Genomic DNA, 20,601 nt, shown 5'->3' with positions numbered 1-20,601 from the left:
AAACGATAAGCTTGAGAAGAACTTGACGGGCCTACATGTAGATCGAATTAGTTCAGCGGCCGTCTGAAGCTGAACTTGTCAGAGAGCCACTCTGGATTCCCCTCGCCAGAGGTTAAAACTACTTTTAATTGGAGATAGCTGGCATTGCGGGAACATACTATAAATTTCGTATCTTCATGACGTCATCAGCTTCATAGTGTCATGATATGGTCCCGTTTGGTAATCAATTGGTAATTCACGCAGCAGATCCTGAATGACTTCGTTGCTTTTCCGATCCCGCCCTGCCTTTTCAAGCTGCTGAAGTAACACGGAAAAATCGGTTGGCACATGCGAGGCTTTAACTCGAAATACATGGGGAAACGTTGTGGGGCCGACTTCGGCGCCTTCATTCCAAAGCTGCTCGTGAATTTTCTCGCCAGGTCGCATTCCCACTACTTTGATCTCAATATCTCTTCCGGGAGTCAATCCAGACATCTCAATTATTTCTTTTGCGAACTCAATAATTTTCACGGGGTCGCCCATTTCTAGCATGTAGACGTCTCCAGTTGAAGCTAGAGTAGCCGCCTGCAGCACCAGCTGTACGGCTTGCGGAATGGTCATGAAATATCGCGTCATTTCCTCATGGGTAATCGTCACAGGACCGCCATTCGCTATCTGGCGCAAGAAAATAGGAACGACACTTCCGCGGCTCCCAAGCACGTTGCCAAATCGCACGCAGGCAAATTGCGTGCCATGCTGGCGATGCTCGATCCCTCTAATCGCTCGTTGCTGAATCAACATCTCTGCGGCACGCTTCGAGGCACCCATAACACTTGAGGGCCGCACTGCCTTATCCGTTGAAATCATTACCAGTTTCTCGCAACCGAAATCGATTGCAGCGTCTGCCAGCTCACGTGTTCCGCATATATTGTTTAGGACAGCTTCGCAGCAGTTGTCTTCCATGACCGGCACATGCTTATATGCGGCAGCATGCAAGACAATATCTGGACTAAATTTTGCGAATGCATGACGAATTGCAGAATGATCGCGGATATCGCTAACGATCGGAATGGTAAGTTGATCCCTACTCTTGCCCTTGAGCTCATTCATTAGCTCAAAAATAGAGTTTTCATCGCGATCTAACACGATCAGCTTTTTCACGGACAAATCAGCTACTTGTCGGACTAACTCCGATCCAATCGAACCGCCTGCGCCCGTGATTAACACCACGCGGTCAGCAAAGCAATCAACCACCGCCGCGTGCGCCGTGTTGGCCGATTTTCGCTGACGCACATGTGAGATTTGATCGATGCCAACGACGCGTCTCACTTGCACGTTGCCTTTGACCAAATCGCCCCATGACGGCAGAAGTCGAACTTGCACTCCAAAGTGGGCAGCGACTCGCAGAATTTCATCTGCGCCGTGTATGTCAGCGCCTGCAACTATTACCAACTCGATTGGATGGGTGGCCAGGAGGTTTGGTAAGGAAGTAATGTGGCCGCGAACCAAAATCCCATCGATCCTTAATCCAACAAGACGCTCATTCTCCGTTACAAGGCCTAAGATATTAATGTTGCCTGAGCACCGAAGATGCCGCACAGCACTGGCTAGAGTGGTGTCGCTCCCAATGATGAGTGCATTTGCGCCGCTTTCAACCCGGTTCAATATCTCATGTCCATATCGTCTGAAGGTGCGAAGACCACACGCGAGCCACATGAATAAAAACAACTCGAACAAAAGAACAGAATAGGGAACGGCGGCGCCATTGTGAACCGCCGCTCGAAACAGCAATAATCCAGCGGTAACAAGTGCCGAGCGTGCCCCTAACTGTACAGCATCCCGAAGTGCAAAGAATCGCCAAGTCGCCTTATAGCCATTCGTGATCAATATGACGCAGGGGCGGACGAAAGCAATGATGATAAGCCATCGCGCCATCCCCCTGTGCTGAGCCGGCGGTATTGAGAAGTCAAAACGGAGCAAATATGCCATCCACAGGGCGGCTATTGCGGCCGTGCCATCTAGCAGCATTTGCACATTACGATGTAAAAGCCATGAGGGGATCTTGCGTGAAATTTGCCGACTCGTCCTTAAAAACACAAGGCGTCGACTCTCAATATTAATGAGCTTTGCCACCCCACTAAATGTCATTTCGTCACTCGCTTCTTCTTATAAAAAGGCCGCTTATGAATCACGTGTATTCAACAATGTGCGGCGAACGGTTTTCCACCAGAGCTAACTAAGCGGCTTGAAAGGTGCTCTTTTGTGAAGATATCTAAAAGCTAAACAGCAACGAAGTGTACGTATTGAGCATAGCAAAATTCGCAAATTCAACATGAATGTAATGTCATGTCATGTTGAGATCGGCATTTTGATGATCTTAGCTCACTATCGTTCACAAATTGATGAAACTCAGATAAGCTCGAAGCTGGAGCTTATCAAAAATTGTACCGGGCTATCTGTAGCAGGCTTTTCAGCACACTATCTTTCACATAGTTTAGTTAAAGACTCTCAATTATATCCCGCAGTTGCTTCGCTACTATTCCTGCTCCTTGATCATACTCGAGCAGGCCAGCATGAGAGTTCATATGCATATTCTCTCGTCGTCGCCGTTTGCGCAGACGCTCCCATTAAGGGAGGTCGATCTAATTCAACACCTGAAGAGGAATCGAAATCCGGACGCATCCCATCGTCTTCCGTGGCAATGAACTCCTTTGAATCCGCAAGTTGCGATGATATTCTCCCGTTCAGGGTTGTATCTGCAGAGAACTTTTCCAGCATCTCAGTCGTCTACGTATTAGCGATTCTGCAGTTTCCGGTTCAAGGGACCACTGGAAGGTTGATAAAGCTGGCTTGTTCCGGAGAATGCCACAGGCGCTGTGTTGCCTTCTTATAGTCTGTGGGTTTCGCGTCAAAGATATTCTGTACAAAGGTTTGCGGATTGCGGTCATACAGCGGAAAGAGGGTCGACTGCACCTGCACCATGATGCGGTGTCCCGGTTCGAAGACATGGTTCACTGTGGGCAATCTAAAACGGTAGGGCAGCGGTTTGTCCGGTGTGATGGGTGCTGGATGCTCGAAACTTGTACGATAACGGCCGCGAAAGATATCAAGCGAGATAGCCAATTCGTAACCGCCCATCCCCGGTTGTGAAGGCACCATATCGGGATAGACGTCGATCAGTTTGACGACCCAGTCGCTGTCGCTGCCGCTGGTCGAAGCGTAGAGATTCACCTCGGGCGCGCCGCTCAGGCGCAGAGATTTCGTCAGCGGAGCGCTCACGTAGGTCAACACATCAGACCGGCCATCCACAAAGCGCTGATCATTTATGAGCCAATATCTCCAGGCGTCCTCGTCGCCGACGAAGACTGGTCGTGGTCGGTAAGGCACGGGGTTCGCAGGGTCTGAAACATACTCGTCAAATTTGGCCGACGATCCGTCCGGGGCCTGGAATGACAGGCCGCCACCTGCGGTTAGATATAGCGGCTGGGAAGCGTGTGGGCAATTCGCATCACAGCTTAAAGGCCAGGACTTGAACCGATCCCAATGATTCTCACCGGTGTTGTAGATAAAAACCGGCGGAGTATCTGCCTTGGGCGCGCCGTCCAATAGATATTGGTTGAAGAACGGCAGTAATACATCACGCCGGAATTGCAATGCCGTATTGCCATCCCATCGCAGAGGTCCAAGGGTGTAGCCCTCGTAATTTACCTGGCTATGACGCCACGGACCCATCACGAGATAATTCTTGTCGTTGTTCGTGTCCTTCGGCTCGACGGCTTCATAGGCGTGAATCGCACCCCACATGTCTTCCTGATCCCATAAGCCTTGCAGCCACATGGTTGGTACCTTTAAAGGCAAGTTTGCCATGATCTTGTCGAGTGCCTGCCCCTGCCAGAAAGGATCGTACGCAGGGTGTTCCTCAACCTTGTGCCAGTATGGTAGCTGATCGAGGCCACCATAGCGCGCGAAATCCCCGGCTGAGCCTTTGCGGAGGAAGTTGGTGTAGTCATCGTAGCCTTCGCGCGGAATAGCGCCTCCAGCTCGGCGCACAGAAGTCTGTTCAGTAAAGTAATCGAGATTCACCTGACGAAAAGCCCCGTAGTGAAACCAGTCATCCCCCATCCAGCCGTCGATCATCGGGCTTTCAGGCGCGGCTACCTTTAGTGCTGGGTGCGGATCGATCAGCGCCATGACCACGGTGAAACCCTCATACGAGGAACCAAGCATGCCCACTTTGCCATTCGACTCAGACAGATTCTTCACAAGCCAGTCGATGGTGTCGTAAGCGTCCGTTGTGTCATTCGGGCCGTTGGGGTTCAGCGGTCCGTGCGGCGGAGGAGTCATGACGTAGTCACCTTCTGAGCCGTATTTGCCGCGCACATCCTGAAACACGCGAATGTAACCCGCCTTGATGAAAACATCGTCGCCCTGCGGCAACTCGTCGAGCATATGCGGCGAATCATTGCGGGCGGCGCGGCTCGCTGCGTTGTAGGGCGTGCGCGTCAGCAGAATGGGAGCATGTGATGCTCCTTTGGGAATCACGATGACCGTATAGAGTTTTACGCCATCGCGCATGGGAACCATCTCCACGCGCTTGACGTAGTCGTAGTCTGTCTCCGGCGGGGTGAATTTTGAAGGAATATCCGGAGTCATCGGGTTTGTCTGCGCATGCGATTGCAACGAACAGAGAGCAAACACCAGAGCAGCAGCGGCGAAGCGACAGGTCAAAGCCATTCGATCATTCCTCATTGTGATGGAGCCGGAGAATAGGCCTGTTCTCCGCAAGCGTCGATGTTTTTGGCAGCATTGTGCTTCTATAGTTGGGCAGTATAGCAGCCAGCGACTGCCGGTCAGGCGTATCTCCTGCGAATCTCTACTCCATGAATTGTCAATGGGACGATTCACGATAACCGGGTGCGGAAATAGCCATTCAACAGCCGATTTTGTGGGCCATACTGCTTGCGCAGATCACACGAGATCTTCAGCTTGTCGCCGTATGCATTTTGCAGGATTGCGGGCACGCTTTCAAGCAGGCCTGATAGTGATCTACGAATGCCATTCGCAGAAACATGCTGTGCGCGATCCGCGAAGGCAATCATTTGTCGCTGATACTCGAGACAGGCCTCGGTAAGAGACAGAAAGAGAATGACCGTACCGGCGATAACGCCGGCCATGAGATGCAACCAGAACAGGGCCTGCGCGGAGTAGGCGCCACTCTACATCTCCGCCCAGCGGCGCAGCAGGTTGTGATAGATGCCGGTGAGTTGCACGGCGGAAGGATGCGAAGGCGCATCCGTAGCAATCCGCTGCGTGGCAACGTCGAGATCGAAAAGCAAAGTGCGCTTGCCGTCGTCGCGGATCATGCTTTGAATCCAGAAGAAGGAAGAGGTACGCGCACCGCGCGTGACCGGGCGAACGTGATGCAAGCTTGTAGACGGATAGAGAACCAGGTGTCCCGCTGGCAGCTTAACCGTGTGAATGCCATACGTGTCTTCGACCACAAGTTCGCCGCCGTCGTATTCGTCGGGGTTGGTAAAGAAGAGTGTCGCGGAAAGGTCAGTGCGAATACGGTGGCCCGTGCCGGTGATTTGCCGGATCGCGTTGTCGACATGGGTGCCAAAGGATTGGCCTCCGGAATAGCGATTGAACAATGGCGGAAAGACACGCAAGGGAAGAGCCGCCGAGATGAACAGGCTGTTCCTCGCGAGCGCATTCAGAATGACGTCTCCAATCTCTCGCGCAACAGGCGAGTCCTCAGGCAATTGCACATTGTCCTTCGTCAGAGCCGATTGATGGCCAGCTGTAACGCGGCCATCAATCCATTCTGCGGCAGAAAATTTCTCGCGTGCATGGGAAACCTGTTCGGGTGTGAGGACATCGGGAACCGTGAGTAGCATGGCTTACCTCTGTTGAAGCGCAGCCCGCCCTGATTCCACTCAGGTTGGACTGCCGTCATGTTGTTTAGAAATTGAATTTCATGCCGAAGAGCGCGGAAGTGCCCGCCCCGGGAACGATATGAGCAGGATGAATCTCGTCGATATAGTTCCTGTTGCCGACGTTGTAGACATTTGCCTGCAACTGGATGCGCTCGTTGATTTCGTACGTCGCCATTGCATTGAAAACGATGTAGCTCGGAACCTGCTTGATCAGGCCGGTTGTAGGATCAAGCGGCACGGTGGAGCTGGCAGTGCGGCTGTCAACGTAGTTGCCGCCCCCGCCAACTTCAAATCCGCGTGGTAGCCGATACTCGGTCCACAAATTGAAGAGGTTTGCGGGAACGTTCGCGAGCGGATAGCCAACCGCCGCAGGATAGAATTGCGACTTCACCACTTCGCTGTGCATGTAGGTGTAGCTCGAGAGCAGTTCCCAACGGCTGGTGAGGTGGCCCTGCACCACCGCTTCTGCGCCGTCGACTCGCTGGTTGCCGGCAAGCACGTAGAGCAGGGAATTGGTGGGCGAGACTTCGCGCGCATTTTCCTTGTCGGTGCGGAAGAGCGAAGCGCGCAGCGCGAGCCTGCCGCCCCTCAGATCCCATTTGCTGCCGAATTCGTATGTCTGGTTCTCTTCGGGCGGCAGATTTGCCGTTCCCTGGCTGAGAGACAGCGTTTCTGCAGATGGATTGAACGATGTGCCGTAAGCGAAGTAGAGGCTCCCATTCGATGCGGGCTTGAACACAAGGGCCCCGCGCCATGTGGGCTTCTCATCCACGCGATTGAACTGAGAATTCGTAACCGTCGTCTGTCTCGGCGCAGGGTAAGCCCAGTTTGCAGCCTTGTAGTCGGTGTTGAAGCGGTCCCAGCGTCCTCCGCCACTGACGATCCAGCGCTTGCCGATCTCAATCGTATCGAGTACGTAGACACCGACACTGGTGGAAGTAGTATGCACATTCGAACTGGGTTGCGATGTTCCGCTGAAGGTCTGGTTCTCATTCGGATTGAGCAGGCTTGCTGTGGGCACCGTGTTGATGCTGAGTACTTTGCCGTTGACAAGCTGCGGCGCATAGAAGGTGGGCCGCACAGGGTCAGAGGTCTCGCGTCCGCCCTCAATGCCGACAACTCCGAGATGCTTCATACCCAGAAGGCTCTTATTGAGCGTTACATCCGCCTGGTCCCACAGGAAACTCTCCGTGCTGTCAACGGCGATCTGATTACGGTTGACCTGAACCTGCTCGAGTGGCGTCAATGGCGTGATGGAGCCGCTCGTCGCGGTGTTCAATTGCGGCTCGGTGATCTGTGCCTTGCGCATGTAGTTGGCGTAGCGGAACTGATCGCGCAGGAGCGTGTCTTCCGCGAGATCATGCTCACCCTTAAGCGTTGCCATGTCGACGTCGGTCTTCAGGAAGTTGGCGTCGCGGAAACCATAGTAGTTATGCCGCGCAACGGGTGCTACAGTGTTGAAGTACCACGGAATACCATAGTCGGGAATGTCGTTCTCGGAAAAATGGAAGTAGTCCAGCATAAGGCGCGTGGGCGACTGGAGGCCGAAGGCAAAAGTCGGCGCGAAGCCGAAGCGGCGGTTTTCCGTCACATCGCGCTCGGCCACGTTGGATTCGTGCCCCATGATGTTAAGGCGGACGGCCGAGCCGTGGGCGAAGTCCGGGAGCGGCTCATTGATGTCGGCCGTGAAGCGGCGCGTAAGATCAGTGCCAAAGGCTCCATCCAGATTGATGAAGGGACGAAGCTGTGGAGTTTTGCTTTCCTGGTTGACCACGCCGCCGGTAGAACCGCGTCCAAATTGAACGCCTGCCGGGCCTTCGAGCACGTTGATCTGGTCATAGTTAAAGGGATCGCGATAGTAGCTGCCGAAATCGCGCATGCCATCCAGGAAAATGTCGTTGCGCGCTGTAAATCCACGAATCGTAAGGTTGTCGCCCTGTGAGCCGCCTTCACCTGCTGCCAGGCTGATGCCGGGCGCGTTGCGGAGCGCATCGCGGAGGGTAGTCGCTGCCTGTTGAGCAAGCACATCTTTCGGGATGGCTGTGATGGACTGCGCGGTATCAATGAGCGGCGTGGGTATTCTGTCGAGCGCGACGCTGTCAGCGATACTGCCCGAAACACTTACGGTATCGGCGTGCTGCAAGCCGATGATGATCGTGTTTTGACCACCAAATGAGTAGCTCAGGCCAGTGTTCGCGAGCAGTAGTTCAAGAGCCTGCGGTGCTGGATATAACCCCGAAACACCCGCGGAATGAAAGCCGGGGATCGTATCGGCGGGGATGCTGTACGTCAATGAGATTCCAGTTGCCTTGATGAACTGGGCCAGGACGACATCAAGTGGGCCGGCGTGTATATCAAACTGCTGAGCGGGAAATTGCGCCGAGGCCGCGTTGGTGTTCTTCGAAGAAGAGTTCTGGGGATAGGGTGTCTGAGCTCTACCGCTGGCGCTGATAGCTGCATAGGCTGTCATTGTTCCCAGGGCAAGCCAGGCGCGATGCTTGGCGAGTTTCCGCTGCTTTCTGCTCATGTGGCTCTCCTCAAAACTGGCCCGTAGGCCAGTGGTTGAAGTTGTTCGTCAGCGGAACTTATGATGAAAAACAGCCCGCAGTGTAATCGCTGGGTCACAGGTCCTCGCGGTTTCTCCGCCAAGAGATACAACCGCGGGGACTTGCTATGTCTGGCTCTCTCAGGCCCAAATTTACGTAACCAGCCAAACGCTGCCCTTTGAGCAGCTTGCAATATAGGACAACTTTGGTCCTGTTAAATATACGACAACTTCAGTCTTAGTTACAAAAGCTGTGTGAAAAAAAGGTGAACGAGAAGCGCAATTTTTATTTGCGATCGAATCGCTCGGAGCTGCGTTAGCGAGAGAGGAACCGCATACTTGACAACTCTGGATGGCGCCGCCTAATTTAGAAAACGTTTGAGAAATCGTTTACTCGGGTCGTACAAATCTAGAAAAACGATTCTCTGCTAGCTGAAGTTCTTTCAGGAGTGCCAAATATGACGAAGTATCTAAAAAGCCTACCGGCCCTGTGCACTGTTGTGTGCCTTTTCCTTGCCTTCTCTCCTAAGGGCAGAGCTCAGGCTACAACGGGATCCATTACTGGCCAGGTAACGGATGCGACTGGCGCAGTTGTTCCGAACGTCTCGATTACCGCCACCGATATCAATAAAGGCATCACTTTCACCGGAAGAACAGACGGCGTGGGCATCTACGTCGTATTGAACGTCACGCCGGGGATGTACAAAGTGACCGCCTCCGCCCCGGGATTCGAGACGGGTGTAGCGCTCAACGCCAACATCGTAATTGACCAGAAACTGCTACTGAACTTCAGGCTGAGAGCCGGTGCCGTGGATACAACCGTCGTTGTTACTCAGGCACCGACGATGCTGCAGACGCAAAGTTCCGAGACCGGTGCCGTCATGGAGACGCAGGACATCACGGACCTGCCGCTGCAGGGACGCAATTTCTTCGCCCTCCCACTGCTGGTGCCCGGGGTGGTTTCCGTGGGTGGCAGCATCAATTCCTTCGCTCTATCCGTGAATGGCAATCGTGAATACGGGAACTCGATCAAAATTGACGGCGTCGAATCGACGACCAATCGTACGCAGGACGTTACGGTCATTCCCAGCGTGGATTCGGTGCAGGAGTTCAAGGTTTCCACTTCGGCCTATAACGCAGAATTCGGCAGCTCAGCTGGCGGCGTCGTCTCCATCCAGACCAAAGCTGGCACAAACCAATTCCATGGCGTTGCGTATGAATTCTTCCGGCCGAATTTCACGGCAGCGCGCCCTTATGGATTCTCCGGCGCAACTGTACCTCCTTCGATCCTGAAGCAGCACAACTATGGCGGAACACTGGGTGGCCCGATCGTACACAACAAAGCCTTCTTCTTCGGATCGTATGAGAGGACGAAGCTGAGCAATGCTTACACGTATCTGGACTCAACACCGCCGACCAACCAGATCAACTTCTTGCCAGATGGGTCTGTTGATCTGTCGCAGATGGTCGATCCGAATGCAGGGACGAAGGGAGTTCCTGCCGGCATCAAGATTCCGATCTTCGATCCAAGTGTTTCTTTTGCCTGTTATGGCGGATGCTCGCAGCAGTTCCCCGGCAACATCATTCCTGCGTCGCGTGTGAGCCCGGCTGGTAAGAGTACACTGCTCGACTTCTTTGCCAGGCCGAATCTTCCCGGAACCAGCAACGGCTGGTATAACAACTACTTTGTCGACTCCCCGGTTACCACCGATCAGAACCAGGTCGATGCTCGCTATGATCAGGAAATATCTTCGAAGGATCGCCTGTATCTAACGTACCACTACCTCAATCAAAATCAGCTTGTGACCGATCCCTACAACGGTGCGACTGTAGTCCCGGGCGGGGGCGATGCAGATCAGGGAAACAAGGAAGACCTGGAGACGCAGACGCTCTCGGCCTCATACACGCACATCTTCAGTCCAACAACCCTCAATGAATTCCGCTTTGGCTATTCGCGCTATGCTCAAAACCAGTTCAGCCTGCTAAGCGGAACGGACTATTCCACCAAGTACGGGGTGGGGAACATCGCGGTGCCAGGCTATGAGGCGACCGTAGGTTATCCGCAGATTTTTATGGGGACAGGATATTTGGCGGGCGGCTCGACCTATAAGCCCTACCATGTGCTGGACAGCAACTATGCGATCACAGACAACTTTACCTGGAGTTCCGTCGCACGGCACGAATTCAAGTTCGGCGAAGAATTCCGCCGCTTGAGCTCGCGTCCTGTTTTTTCATTGTTCCCGACAGGTTTTGAGTATTACGGAAGCTTTGGTTTCTCGCAGACGGCTGACCCGACCTACAGCTACTTCCAGAATGGGGCATTTTTCTACAACGGCGGATCAGACGTTGCCGATCTGCTGCTTGGCCTTCCCTTTACAGTTGATATCGGTTTGCAGCTGACCCAGCCCCACACGCAGAGCTGGAACCTCGGTCTGTATGCTCAGGACACTTTTAAGGTGTCGCCGCAACTTACTTTAAACTATGGCCTCCGCTACGAATTCCAGGACCCCTACGTTGAGAGCAACAACTACGAATCGAACGTTGACGTGGCCAGTGGCTTTATTCTGCTCGCAGGGCGGGGCGGCAATGCGCGATCGCTCATGGTGGCGCGCAAGAATGACATAGCGCCGCGAGTTGGATTCAGCTACCTGATCAATAACAATACAGTGGTTCGCGGCGGATACGGGTTGTTCTTTTCACCGGAGAATGATGGCCGTGAAGATTTCCTGACACAGAATAATCCATTCGCGCAGCAAGCCGTCTACACCAACTATTGGTACGACGGACCGCCTTATGAATATGTGCTGGACACGGGCGTCGCTCGCGATATCACCATCAATGCTCCCGCGAGTGGCAAGATCGATCCCTCGACGCTGGCCAACGGAAAACTTGAAACGACCTATGCCGTGCGGCCAAACCTCAAGACTGGCGTCTCGCAACTATTCAACATGGCCGTACAGCGAGAGCTGAGCACAAATCTGTCTCTTGAGGTAGCCTATGTCGGTTCGCTTGCTCACAACCTGTCGTACCAGATCGGGGACGTCAATGCGAATGCTGACGGCAGCGAAGGCCAAATCACGCCCTATCTCGGAAAGATTCAATACTTGGGTGACTACGGATCGGCGAACTTCAACTCCATGCAGGTGAAATTCACCAAGCGCGAGTCGCATAATCTGAGCTTCCTGCTTTCCTATACTTACGGACACAGTTTCGACAATGGCCCTGCGCCGTTCAATCTCGGCAAAATCAATAACGACGAGCCGCAGAATCCTTACAACCTGCCAGCGGAGTGGGGATCGTCGGATTCAGATGTGCGCCAGAACTTCGTCTTCAGCGGGCTTTACCGGTTGCCGTTTGGACACGGACAGAAGTTCTTCTCGAACTGGGGAAGGACGACGAACATGCTGCTCGGCGGGTGGCAGCTTAACTCGATCTACGTGATGCAGTCGGGATTACCGGTCAACGTAGTCCGTGTAAACAACCCGACGTCAGCTTTTCCAGGGCTCAGACCGGATCAGGTTAGTGATCCAAACATTCCCCGCAGCCAGCGGACGCTGATGAAGTACTTCAACACAGACGCTTTCAGCACAGCGCGTTTCACCTGCCCGACCTGCGATGCCAACGCTCCTGGCAATGCAGCCAGAAACATTGTTCGCGGACCGGGCAACATCAATCTCGATTCATCGCTGTTTAAGGAATTGCAGTTTACGGAGCGCTATCGTCTCCAGCTGCGTTTGGAGGCGTTCAATACACTGAATACTCCTCACTTCGCAAATCCCGACGGAGATCTGGCCAACAATACATTCGGCGAGATCACACGTACGACAGGCAACATGCGAATCGTTCAGATCGCGGGTAAGTTCATCTTCTGATCTTGCTCATGTGGCTCTGCCGCAAGTGTGCTGTATTGCCGTAGAGCCATCTTCTACTTTCAGCACAAGCTCTTCTGCGCATGTCATCGTTCAAATACATTTTCCTTGCGACCCTCTTTTCTGCGGCGGCTCTCAGCATGGCACAGAGCGCGGTTCCATCGGTAAATCAGAGAGTCTTTTATCTCGACTGTATGGCAGCGCAGTCGGGAGATGGCTCTTCGGGGCAATCTGCCTGGAACAGCCTCGATCTGTTGCAGAAACGATCATTCAATCCCGGCGACACAATCTATATCCGCCGCGGATCCGAGTGCCACGGAAGGCTGGCGCCGCAAGGCTCCGGCAGCATGCATGCGCCGATCCGCATCACCGCATACGGCGAAGGCGCGCGCCCCAAAATAATCGCCGCGGCTACGAGCGAGGAGTCTTTCCGTCTCTTCAATCAGGAATATTGGGAAATCGATTCGCTGGATTTCTCCGGGGGCCGCACGTACGGAATCTTCATCAGCGGCGACAAAGGGATCTTGCATCACATTCACCTGAAGAACCTGGCCGTACACGACGTGCTGGGCGGCGAGATGAAAAGCAAGGACAATGGCCTGGTGCTGATCACACCCGGAAGCGCTGATCAGCGCTTCGATGACGTACTGGTGGATGGAGTCACCGCGTGGAACACGCACGAATGGATGGGCATCATGATCGGCGGCGGCAGATTCGGATACCCTCCGGAAAGCAGCTGGAGCACGAATGTCGTCATCCGCAACTCGACGGTTCACGATGTTCAGGGCGATGGTATCGTCCTTTTTCGCGGGCGTGCCGGGAAGATCGAATCGAGCGTGGCGTGGAACACCGGAATGCAGATTACCGAGACCACAGGTACGCCAAACGCCATCTGGACGTGGATGTGCGATGACTGCACCGTGTCGCAGAACGAAGCCTTCCTCACAGACAGCCCCGGCGTCGATGGTGGCGCATTCGACATTGATTACGGCAACACAAAGAATTCTGTCATCGACAACTACGGACATGACACGCAGGGCTACTGCGTCGCCGTCTTCGGCGCGGGCTTTATCACCCGCGAAAGTGTAGTGCGAGGAAACGTCTGTGTAAATAACGGACGCAGTCCGCGCATGGCGAACTATCAGGGCGCCATCTTTCTGCTCACATGGAATGGAGGATCGATCGACGGTCTGACCGTTGAGAACAACACGGTTTATTGGAGTCCTTACGAGAAAGCTCCGGCACTGTTGAACGACGCGCAGATTGCGACCGGAACCGGAGTGTTTCGAAATAACAAGATCTATTCCACGTCTCCATGGCTGACCAGGAGCAATAGCCTCCTGGCATTTGACGCGAACCAGTACGCTTACTTTGGCGAGTCAAGGCCCGAATGGACATGGAATGGCCAAGGCTTTCGAAGCCTAACGCAGATGCAACAATCGGTGCAGCAGGAGAAAGAGAGCAAGTTCGATCAACGACCCTTCGCACAATGGTCAAGCGTCTTTCAACGGACAATCCCACAAGCCCCCGACACGAGAATCTTTGATCAGCGTTTCACCGATGATGCCGGTCATCCGTTTGCGATTACGCGCGAAGATAAATCCTGGCGTCTGTACTGCTGGCTACCCGTCTCCTTCGACGAGAATGGGCTGATAAATGACGAGGCTTTGAAGCAAATCGTATTTCTCAAGAGCCTCGACCAGCAGTATCGCGCACGTGGGCTGCAGACCACTCTTCTATTGACGCCGCCCAGTTCGATTTCCGTAGCAAGCAGCGTAATGCACAACGCGATCAGTGACCTTGATTTGAAAGGTATGCCTGTCGCCTACGCAGTGCGGAACTCAGATACAGACCAGGCCTATACGATCCTGGTCTCTCCGAAAGGCGAAGTGATCCAGCAATGGGAAGGATTCGCTGGTCCCGCGGAGTTGGGTCTTGCTGCAAGGTCATGGCTCGGTGAACCCGCATATTCGCAAATGGGAGTGAACGCAAATGATTAAGATGGTACGCAACGCGGTTATTGCCGTAGTATTCGGCGCGTCTTCACTCCTTTTCGCGCAATCCCCACAGAAATTCTCGGCGGATAAGCTTGGCTCTCCCACGCTGCGCGATCCCATTTCTGTCTACAACAACTGGTCATCATACGACGAACTCTCTGACAACATCCCGCTTACGCAGGAACTCGCCATGCGCGAGCTGAACGAAGTGCTACGCCTTCGAAAACTCGGTGTCCGCTTTGACTACTACATGATGGACGCCTTCTGGTTTGATCCTGACGGCGGCTATCGCACGTGGCGCAAACCAAATTGGCCCAATGGTCCAGACATCTGGATCAAGACATGCCAGCAAAACGGAATACGTCCCGGAATGTGGTTCAGCTCGAATACGCTCGTCAAAATCAACGCGGCTGCCGCGTGGCGCGATTCGCTGAATAAGCAGGGAACGGCCATGTCCTTTTACGAAGGCGGCTTCCTGCCCGACTTCATGAACACACTGCAGTATTGGTATGACCAGGGCATCCGCATGTTCAAATTCGACTTTGTCGATTTGACCGTTGCGCCGGCCAAAGACGAAGGAAGGCTCAGCAAGGACGAGATCATTCAGCGCAATACGAACGCGCTTAGAGGTGCGCTCGCATCCTTCCGAGCAAAGAACCCCGACGTCGTGCTCGAAGCATTCAATGGCTTCGGCGGCGACATGGATTCCACCTACTACCCCTTTCCGTTTAGGAGCCCGGTAGACCTCCGCTGGCTCGAAGTCTTCGACGCACAATATGCAGGCGATCCGCGGCCGTCCGATGTGCCCGAGATGAGTTTCTGGCGCTCTATGGACATCTACAGCGATCATCAGGTGCGCCGTTATGAGCAGGCCCATCTGCCAATCGAACGCATCGACTCGACCGGCTTCATGGTGGGCAAAACCGGCACGATTTACTATCGCGCGATGCACGCGTGGAAGAGTGCACTCATCCTGATGATGGCGCGTGGCGGGTGGATGGACACCACCCACGGCAATCTCGAACTCATCAGCGAAGATGACGCCCGTTGGTTTGCTCGCGTGCAATCGCTCTATCTGCACTTCCAGTCTGAGGGCAGAATCAAGAGCTTCGGCGGCATCCCGGGCGAGGTTCAGCCCTATGGTTTCGGCGCCCTGGACGCGGATGGTAGCGTCTATGTCGTCATGAATCCTGCTCAGGAGATTGCCCGTGTCGCCATGCCGTTGCTCTCGCAGGTACAGAAGCCACTCGGCGAGGGACGTATTCTCTTCCGCGACGCAGGATTCGTGCCACCCCTGAGCGGCGACTCGATTGAGCTTGGCCCCGGACAAATGGCCATGGTCGGGTTCGGCAAATATGCCACGTCCGCCTTCGATTTTGGCATCCAGCAGGATGTTGTCATTCCGCGATCCATCCGGCCTGTAGCTGCCGAGTTCCATGAGACTGGCAAAGGCACCATACAAGCGACCATTCCAGCGCCGAAAGGTGGGGATCTACGCCTCATCATGCAGCAGTATTCGCCCGATGGCAGCCTCCGCCGCACCTGGGCTGGGGGACCGCCCTCGGGCACGAACATGGGAAAGGTGTTTCTTCTCGAAGCTACCCAGAATGGAAAGCAGCTCCCCATTCGCGAAGACTATGACAAGATCGTCTGGAGTGGCTTGTCTTGGGCAATAGGAGAGGTCAGCGCAAAGGATGTAAGCGCGAATCAGCCCCTTACGCTGACATTCCAATCGATGGAGAAAGATCCGGTTACGTTGAAGGGCACGCTATACGTCGTCAATTACTGATCTTGTGACTCATTAAATGTTACTCGGCGCAGGCCGCGTGTGGTCTTGCGATACCCAAATATTGTAGTTATTAAACCCACCTTGGTGATGTCATCGGGTTGTCACATACTGCTGGAATTCTTCTCGCGTGCGACAGCTTGTCTGGCAAATGTCAAGTGCACCAACGCAGATAAGCTCTGGCCCGGAAGGTGGCGGGTGAAGAGTGACAGAGCAATTACATCTGCATGACATGCACGATATCCAGCCTCCCTATACTCCGATTAAGTCAATACCGATTCGAGGAAGTCATTCCTTGAAGAAATTGATTCACCGTAGACATGGGGGCTGGTGTTTTGCGATTTGTTCCTCACTTAAGGTTGCTCCACTTGGGCATTGCGCTGGCGCTTTGCTTCTGTATCCTTGGTCGAGCCGCTGCTCAGGATGTAGACGATTCTGAGAACCATGCTGGGCATGTTCCGGTTCTTTCCGGCGGCATAGCTTATGTCCACAATGTGAATGGCGGCGTCACGACACTGTTGCCGCAGATCAACCCAGTTCTGCTGGTTCCTTTCGGATCCCATGTGCTACTGGAGTCCCGAGCGGAATTCATTGGCGTCTATCAACGGGAACACCAAACCAGCGGCTCGTTCGGTGGAAAGGTCTTCAAGAATGTCGACTATGCGCAGGTCGACTGGCTAGCAAACACTCATCTCATGGTTTCGGCAGGCAAGTATTTGCTGCCCTTCGGGATATATAACGAGCGGCTGGCGCCAGTGTGGATACGAAACCTCCTGGATCAGCCCATTGACTCAAACATCGGCGTCGAGACAAGTGGCGCAGGTGACGGCGTAATGTTGCGCGGGGTCGCTTTACAGAAGCCGTCCTACACCTTGCAATACACCGCATATTTCTCTGCTCGTAGCAATATCAATCAGCTTCAGGCGGCGCGGACAACGGGTTACGACGCAAGCATTTTCTTAACGCACCCTCGCCTTGAGATTGGCACATCGTATCAGCGCTTTCTTCAGGATCACCAGATCAACAACGTCGCTGCCTATGTTTCCTGGCAACCGCCGAGCGTCCCAGTTGACCTGAAGGCGGAATACGATTACAGCTACAACGGCAACGGATACTGGCTGGAAACTGCATATGATTTTGAGAGGCTTCCGATTCCCTCATTTCTGCAGCGCCTGCAAGCCGTTGGTCGAATGCAGCAATTCTTTCCCTTGAATGGCGGCGGCAATGGCCTGCCCGGAGTCAACACGCAACGATTCGATTTCGGTCTCAACTATTACTTCCGTGACAATCTGAGACTCATGTCCAGCTATGGTAGAACCTTCAGTTCGCAAAGAGACGCGAATATCTGGAATCTAGGCGTAACTTACCGCTTCGTGCTGCCGCTGTGGCCTGAAAGGAAAAAATGAAACGCTATCTCATTTGTCTGTCACTCTTAGTTTTGTTTCTTCTTGGAGGAATGGGCGCTGTTGCTCTCCAGCAGGATCCACCGCCGGTCCAGACGAATCAAAAGTCCGCGTCCAGCGTCAGCAATACGAACGCACATGGTGAATCACCCACAGGCGAAGAGGTTTTTCAGGCAAACTGCGCACGATGCCACCGGCCACCAATGTCGATTTCTCCGCGAACCACGGGAACGATCATCATGCACATGCGCGCACGTGCCCGCCTGTCTCGACAAGACGAACAACTATTGCTCAAATACCTGGCGCCTTAAGTAGAACACTGCCAAAGTGAACAACAACATTAGATCTTTACCATCTCAAAAAAGGGAGAACTGAATTTTAATGACGAGATTACCGAAATTAGCAGCCTTATTAATCGCGGGCATTCTCGCGCTCTTGCCTGCGTCGTTGCATGCGCAGGATGCATCACAGACGATCGAAGTCCATGCCCACCGCTTCAGTTTTGAACCCGCGGAAATCACAGTCAAACAGGGCGAAACAGTCCATCTACATCTCGTTTCCGACGACGTCGCACATAGCCTTTTGATCAAGGACCTCGATGTCAATCAGGCAGTCTCAAAGGGTCATCCCGCTGACGTGACGTTCACGGCGAAAAACGCCGGCGATTTTCATGGTAAGTGTGGAAAATTCTGCGGCAGCGGACACGGGTCGATGGTCTTTACAGTTCACGTAACGCCAAATTAGTCCAATGCGACACCTCAAGGACATCAATGCTGAGCGCGGATGATGTGAAGACTGACCACCGCATGCGAATCGCAGACGGGAGATCCCTGATGCCGCAAGTGGATCTTCCGCTGCGCGCCAGGTTTTTTCCGCTTGGGTTTCCGCTTGAATTGGCTACGAATTCTAAAGCAGTGATGGCCGCGGCGGAAGAAAGCTGGAAACACTTCCGCTCGCAACTTGTAGAGGAGGTTTTAGAGCTTCACATCGCTGTACAGGATGCTGATGGCAGCTCAACACTGCCTCCGGCGCCGGTCTACAGTCAGCAGTGGAACACATGGCTGTGTGTCGCCGACGCCAACAACTTTGTCATGTGCGATCCAAATCACGGCCGTTCATTCGGATCGGTTGCGCAATCGACGGTCGACTCGTCCTTATATTTCCGCTACCACTTTCTGGAAGCGGCAGCTATGTGGATGATCAGCGCGCGCACAGCGCCCGTTCATGCCGCTTGTGTATCCATATTCAATTCCGGAATGCTGCTATGCGGTGATTCGGGAGCCGGTAAGTCGTCGCTGGCTTATGCCGCGGCCCGTGCCGGCTGGACTTATTTGACTGATGATGCCAGTTATCTTCTTTTGAACGGCACGAACCATCAGGTTGTGGGCAACAGTCATAGCATTCGCTTCCGCAATTCCGGAGTCGAGCTCTTTCCGGAACTGGAAGGACGTCGCATTACTCCTCGTGCGGCAGGCAAGCCAGCGATTGAAGTTCCAACCACTGAGCTGCACAATCTTGTCACAACGGATTCGGCAATCGTGGAGTACATTATCTTCCTCAACCGCCGAAGTATGAATAGCGATTCTCTCGTGCCGCTCTCAAAGGAGTCTGTGCTGCCATGGTTCATGCAGTTCATTACCGGAGCCAACGAATCTCGCGTCTCGCAGGAAGCTGCCTTGAAGGCGCTGCTCTCGGTCCCGATATACGAGTTGCGTTATAGCACCCTCGACTGGGCCGTACAGCGGCTCGATAAATTGGCGACATCAGGAAGGTAAGTTTCGATGCAGCCTCATCCTATCGGCAACGGCATATGCGCTCCTCGCATTCCCCGTGAGGTCGCTGCTCTGATAGCAGCATTGCAGCTTAAGGGCGCGAATACCGAAGCGCTTATGCGGCTCGAAGATCGTGAGTGGGAATCACTCCTACGGTTTTGCGATCCTTCACACCTAACTTTGCCCCTGTCCCAGGTGGAATCGCGTGGATTCCCTGAATGGGTAGTAGAACGCCTGCAAAGGAATGCTGCGGACAATGCGGAACGCTTTACGCACGTAAAGTCAGCATATCAAGAAGTGGCGGTCGTTTTCCGTGAGTGCGGCGTTGATTGTGTCGTGCTCAAAGGCTTCACCCAGGCTCCGGAGTTCGTGGCAAATACTCGGCTTCGTCAACAGTCCGATCTCGATTTGTACTGCCCGAAGAAAATGATCCGGAGCGCGAAGGCTGCTTTGGAGTCCATCGGCTATCAGCCGGAAAATATCCAGGACTATAGCCGTGCCGATCATCTGCCCACGATGATTCGTCATGGCGACTGGCAGTGGCGCGGCAATGCGTTTGATCCTGATATGCCGCTCTCGGTCGAGCTTCATTTCTGTTTATGGAATGAAGATGTCTCAAGGTTTTCTGTGCCTGAGCTGGACAACTTCTGGGAGCGCCGAATCACACGTTCACTAGAGGACATTTCATTCCGCGCGCTGGATCCTGTCGATCATCTTGGCTATCTGGCCCTTCACATCCTTCGTGGCTTGCTCCTCGCTGATTGGGTAATTCATCATGTACACGAATTGGCTACCTTTCTACACAGGCATGCGAAGGATGACCGGTTTTGGAAGACTTGGAAGGAGAGACACAGCACCTTTTTTCGCGCATTGCAGGCCATAGCGTTCTTTCACGCCATGTCGTGGTTTTGCTGCGACGTCCATGAAGAGGTCTTGTCCACATGCCGGCAGTTGGATGAAGGCATTCAGGAGTGGCTGCGCCGGTTCACTGGAGCTTCATTGGAAGGCATGTTTCGACAAAACAAGAAGTGGGTCTGGCTGCATGCATCGCTGCTGAAATCTCCAGTGGAAAAACGCCAGTTTCTCCGACAGGCGCTTTTGCCCTCCGTTATTCCAACAATGAGCACACCGTCCGTGCGCCTGAAGAATAGGGAGCCCAGACGTTTTGGACGTTCACATCTTTACGGCCAGTATCTTTCTTATCTTGCATCGCGCGTTGCAACGCACGCATACCTTATTCCCGCGACGCTCTTTCAAGGTCTAGCCTTGTGGCTGTCACAACGCCAACCCAGGAAGCAACTCTGAGCATTCGTG

The 20,601-nt window shown here is 53.8% G+C and carries 13 protein-coding genes; 8 read left to right on the top strand and 5 right to left on the bottom strand.

Annotated elements, in window-relative coordinates; translation table 11 throughout:
* Window positions 1–174: 174 nt before the first annotated feature.
* The 5 genes from H7849_RS16725 to H7849_RS16705 form a co-directional block, all read right to left on the bottom strand.
* Complete coding sequence (locus H7849_RS16725) at window positions 175–2,127, bottom strand: polysaccharide biosynthesis protein (RefSeq protein ID WP_186740841.1); 1,953 nt, start codon at window positions 2,125–2,127, stop codon at window positions 175–177.
* A 669-nt stretch (window positions 2,128–2,796) separates the two neighbouring features.
* Window positions 2,797–4,713: a CocE/NonD family hydrolase gene (locus tag H7849_RS16720; RefSeq protein ID WP_222439672.1), complete on the bottom strand. Its 1,917-nt coding sequence runs from the start codon at window positions 4,711–4,713 to the stop codon at window positions 2,797–2,799.
* 167 nt (window positions 4,714–4,880) lie between these two features.
* Window positions 4,881–5,153: a hypothetical protein gene (locus H7849_RS16715; protein ID WP_186740838.1), complete on the bottom strand. Its 273-nt coding sequence runs from the start codon at window positions 5,151–5,153 to the stop codon at window positions 4,881–4,883.
* A 42-nt stretch (window positions 5,154–5,195) separates the two neighbouring features.
* Window positions 5,196–5,876, bottom strand: a complete 681-nt coding sequence (locus H7849_RS16710; RefSeq protein WP_186740836.1) for a Fe2+-dependent dioxygenase — start codon at window positions 5,874–5,876, stop codon at window positions 5,196–5,198.
* Window positions 5,877–5,940: 64 nt separating this feature from the next.
* A complete protein-coding gene (locus tag H7849_RS16705) occupies window positions 5,941–8,442 on the bottom strand; it encodes a TonB-dependent siderophore receptor (RefSeq protein ID WP_186740834.1) in 2,502 nt (833 codons plus the stop codon).
* 476 nt (window positions 8,443–8,918) lie between these two features.
* Here H7849_RS16705 and H7849_RS16700 point away from each other — a divergent pair, with 476 nt between their 5' ends.
* The 8 genes from H7849_RS16700 to H7849_RS16665 all read left to right on the top strand — a co-directional run bounded on the left by H7849_RS16700 (window position 8,919) and on the right by H7849_RS16665 (window position 20,592).
* Entirely contained in the window at window positions 8,919–12,332 is a 3,414-nt protein-coding gene (locus H7849_RS16700) for a TonB-dependent receptor (protein ID WP_186740832.1), read from the top strand.
* Window positions 12,333–12,412: 80 nt separating this feature from the next.
* Window positions 12,413–14,329: a right-handed parallel beta-helix repeat-containing protein gene (locus H7849_RS16695; RefSeq protein ID WP_186740830.1), complete on the top strand. Its 1,917-nt coding sequence runs from the start codon at window positions 12,413–12,415 to the stop codon at window positions 14,327–14,329.
* The gene (locus H7849_RS16690; protein ID WP_186740828.1) at window positions 14,322–16,115 is read left to right on the top strand and encodes an alpha-amylase family protein; all 1,794 of its coding nucleotides are present in this window, start codon (window positions 14,322–14,324) and stop codon (window positions 16,113–16,115) included. Before H7849_RS16695 ends, H7849_RS16690 begins: the two co-directional genes overlap by 8 nt.
* Window positions 16,116–16,480: 365 nt before the next feature.
* Entirely contained in the window at window positions 16,481–17,518 is a 1,038-nt protein-coding gene (locus tag H7849_RS16685) for a hypothetical protein (protein WP_186740826.1), read from the top strand.
* Window positions 17,515–17,826: a hypothetical protein gene (locus H7849_RS16680; RefSeq protein WP_186740824.1), complete on the top strand. Its 312-nt coding sequence runs from the start codon at window positions 17,515–17,517 to the stop codon at window positions 17,824–17,826. Before H7849_RS16685 ends, H7849_RS16680 begins: the two co-directional genes overlap by 4 nt.
* Window positions 17,827–17,896: 70 nt before the next feature.
* Window positions 17,897–18,259 carry a cupredoxin domain-containing protein gene (locus H7849_RS16675; protein ID WP_186740823.1) on the top strand — a complete coding sequence of 121 codons (363 nt, stop codon included), beginning with the start codon at window positions 17,897–17,899 and terminating at the stop codon, window positions 18,257–18,259.
* An 89-nt stretch (window positions 18,260–18,348) separates the two neighbouring features.
* Window positions 18,349–19,290 (top strand): aldolase, encoded by a 942-nt coding sequence (locus H7849_RS16670; protein WP_186740821.1) that lies wholly within the window; start codon window positions 18,349–18,351, stop codon window positions 19,288–19,290.
* A gap of 6 nt (window positions 19,291–19,296) precedes the next feature.
* A complete protein-coding gene (locus H7849_RS16665) occupies window positions 19,297–20,592 on the top strand; it encodes a nucleotidyltransferase family protein (protein ID WP_186740820.1) in 1,296 nt (431 codons plus the stop codon).
* Window positions 20,593–20,601 lie beyond the last annotated feature (9 nt).

Origin of the sequence: Alloacidobacterium dinghuense (assembly GCF_014274465.1) — a bacterium.
In the GTDB taxonomy this organism is placed as follows: Bacteria; Acidobacteriota; Terriglobia; order Terriglobales; family Acidobacteriaceae; genus Alloacidobacterium; species Alloacidobacterium dinghuense.
The sequence above is the reverse complement of the archived record's forward strand: the minus strand, read 5'-3'. Positions and strand labels throughout refer to the sequence as shown.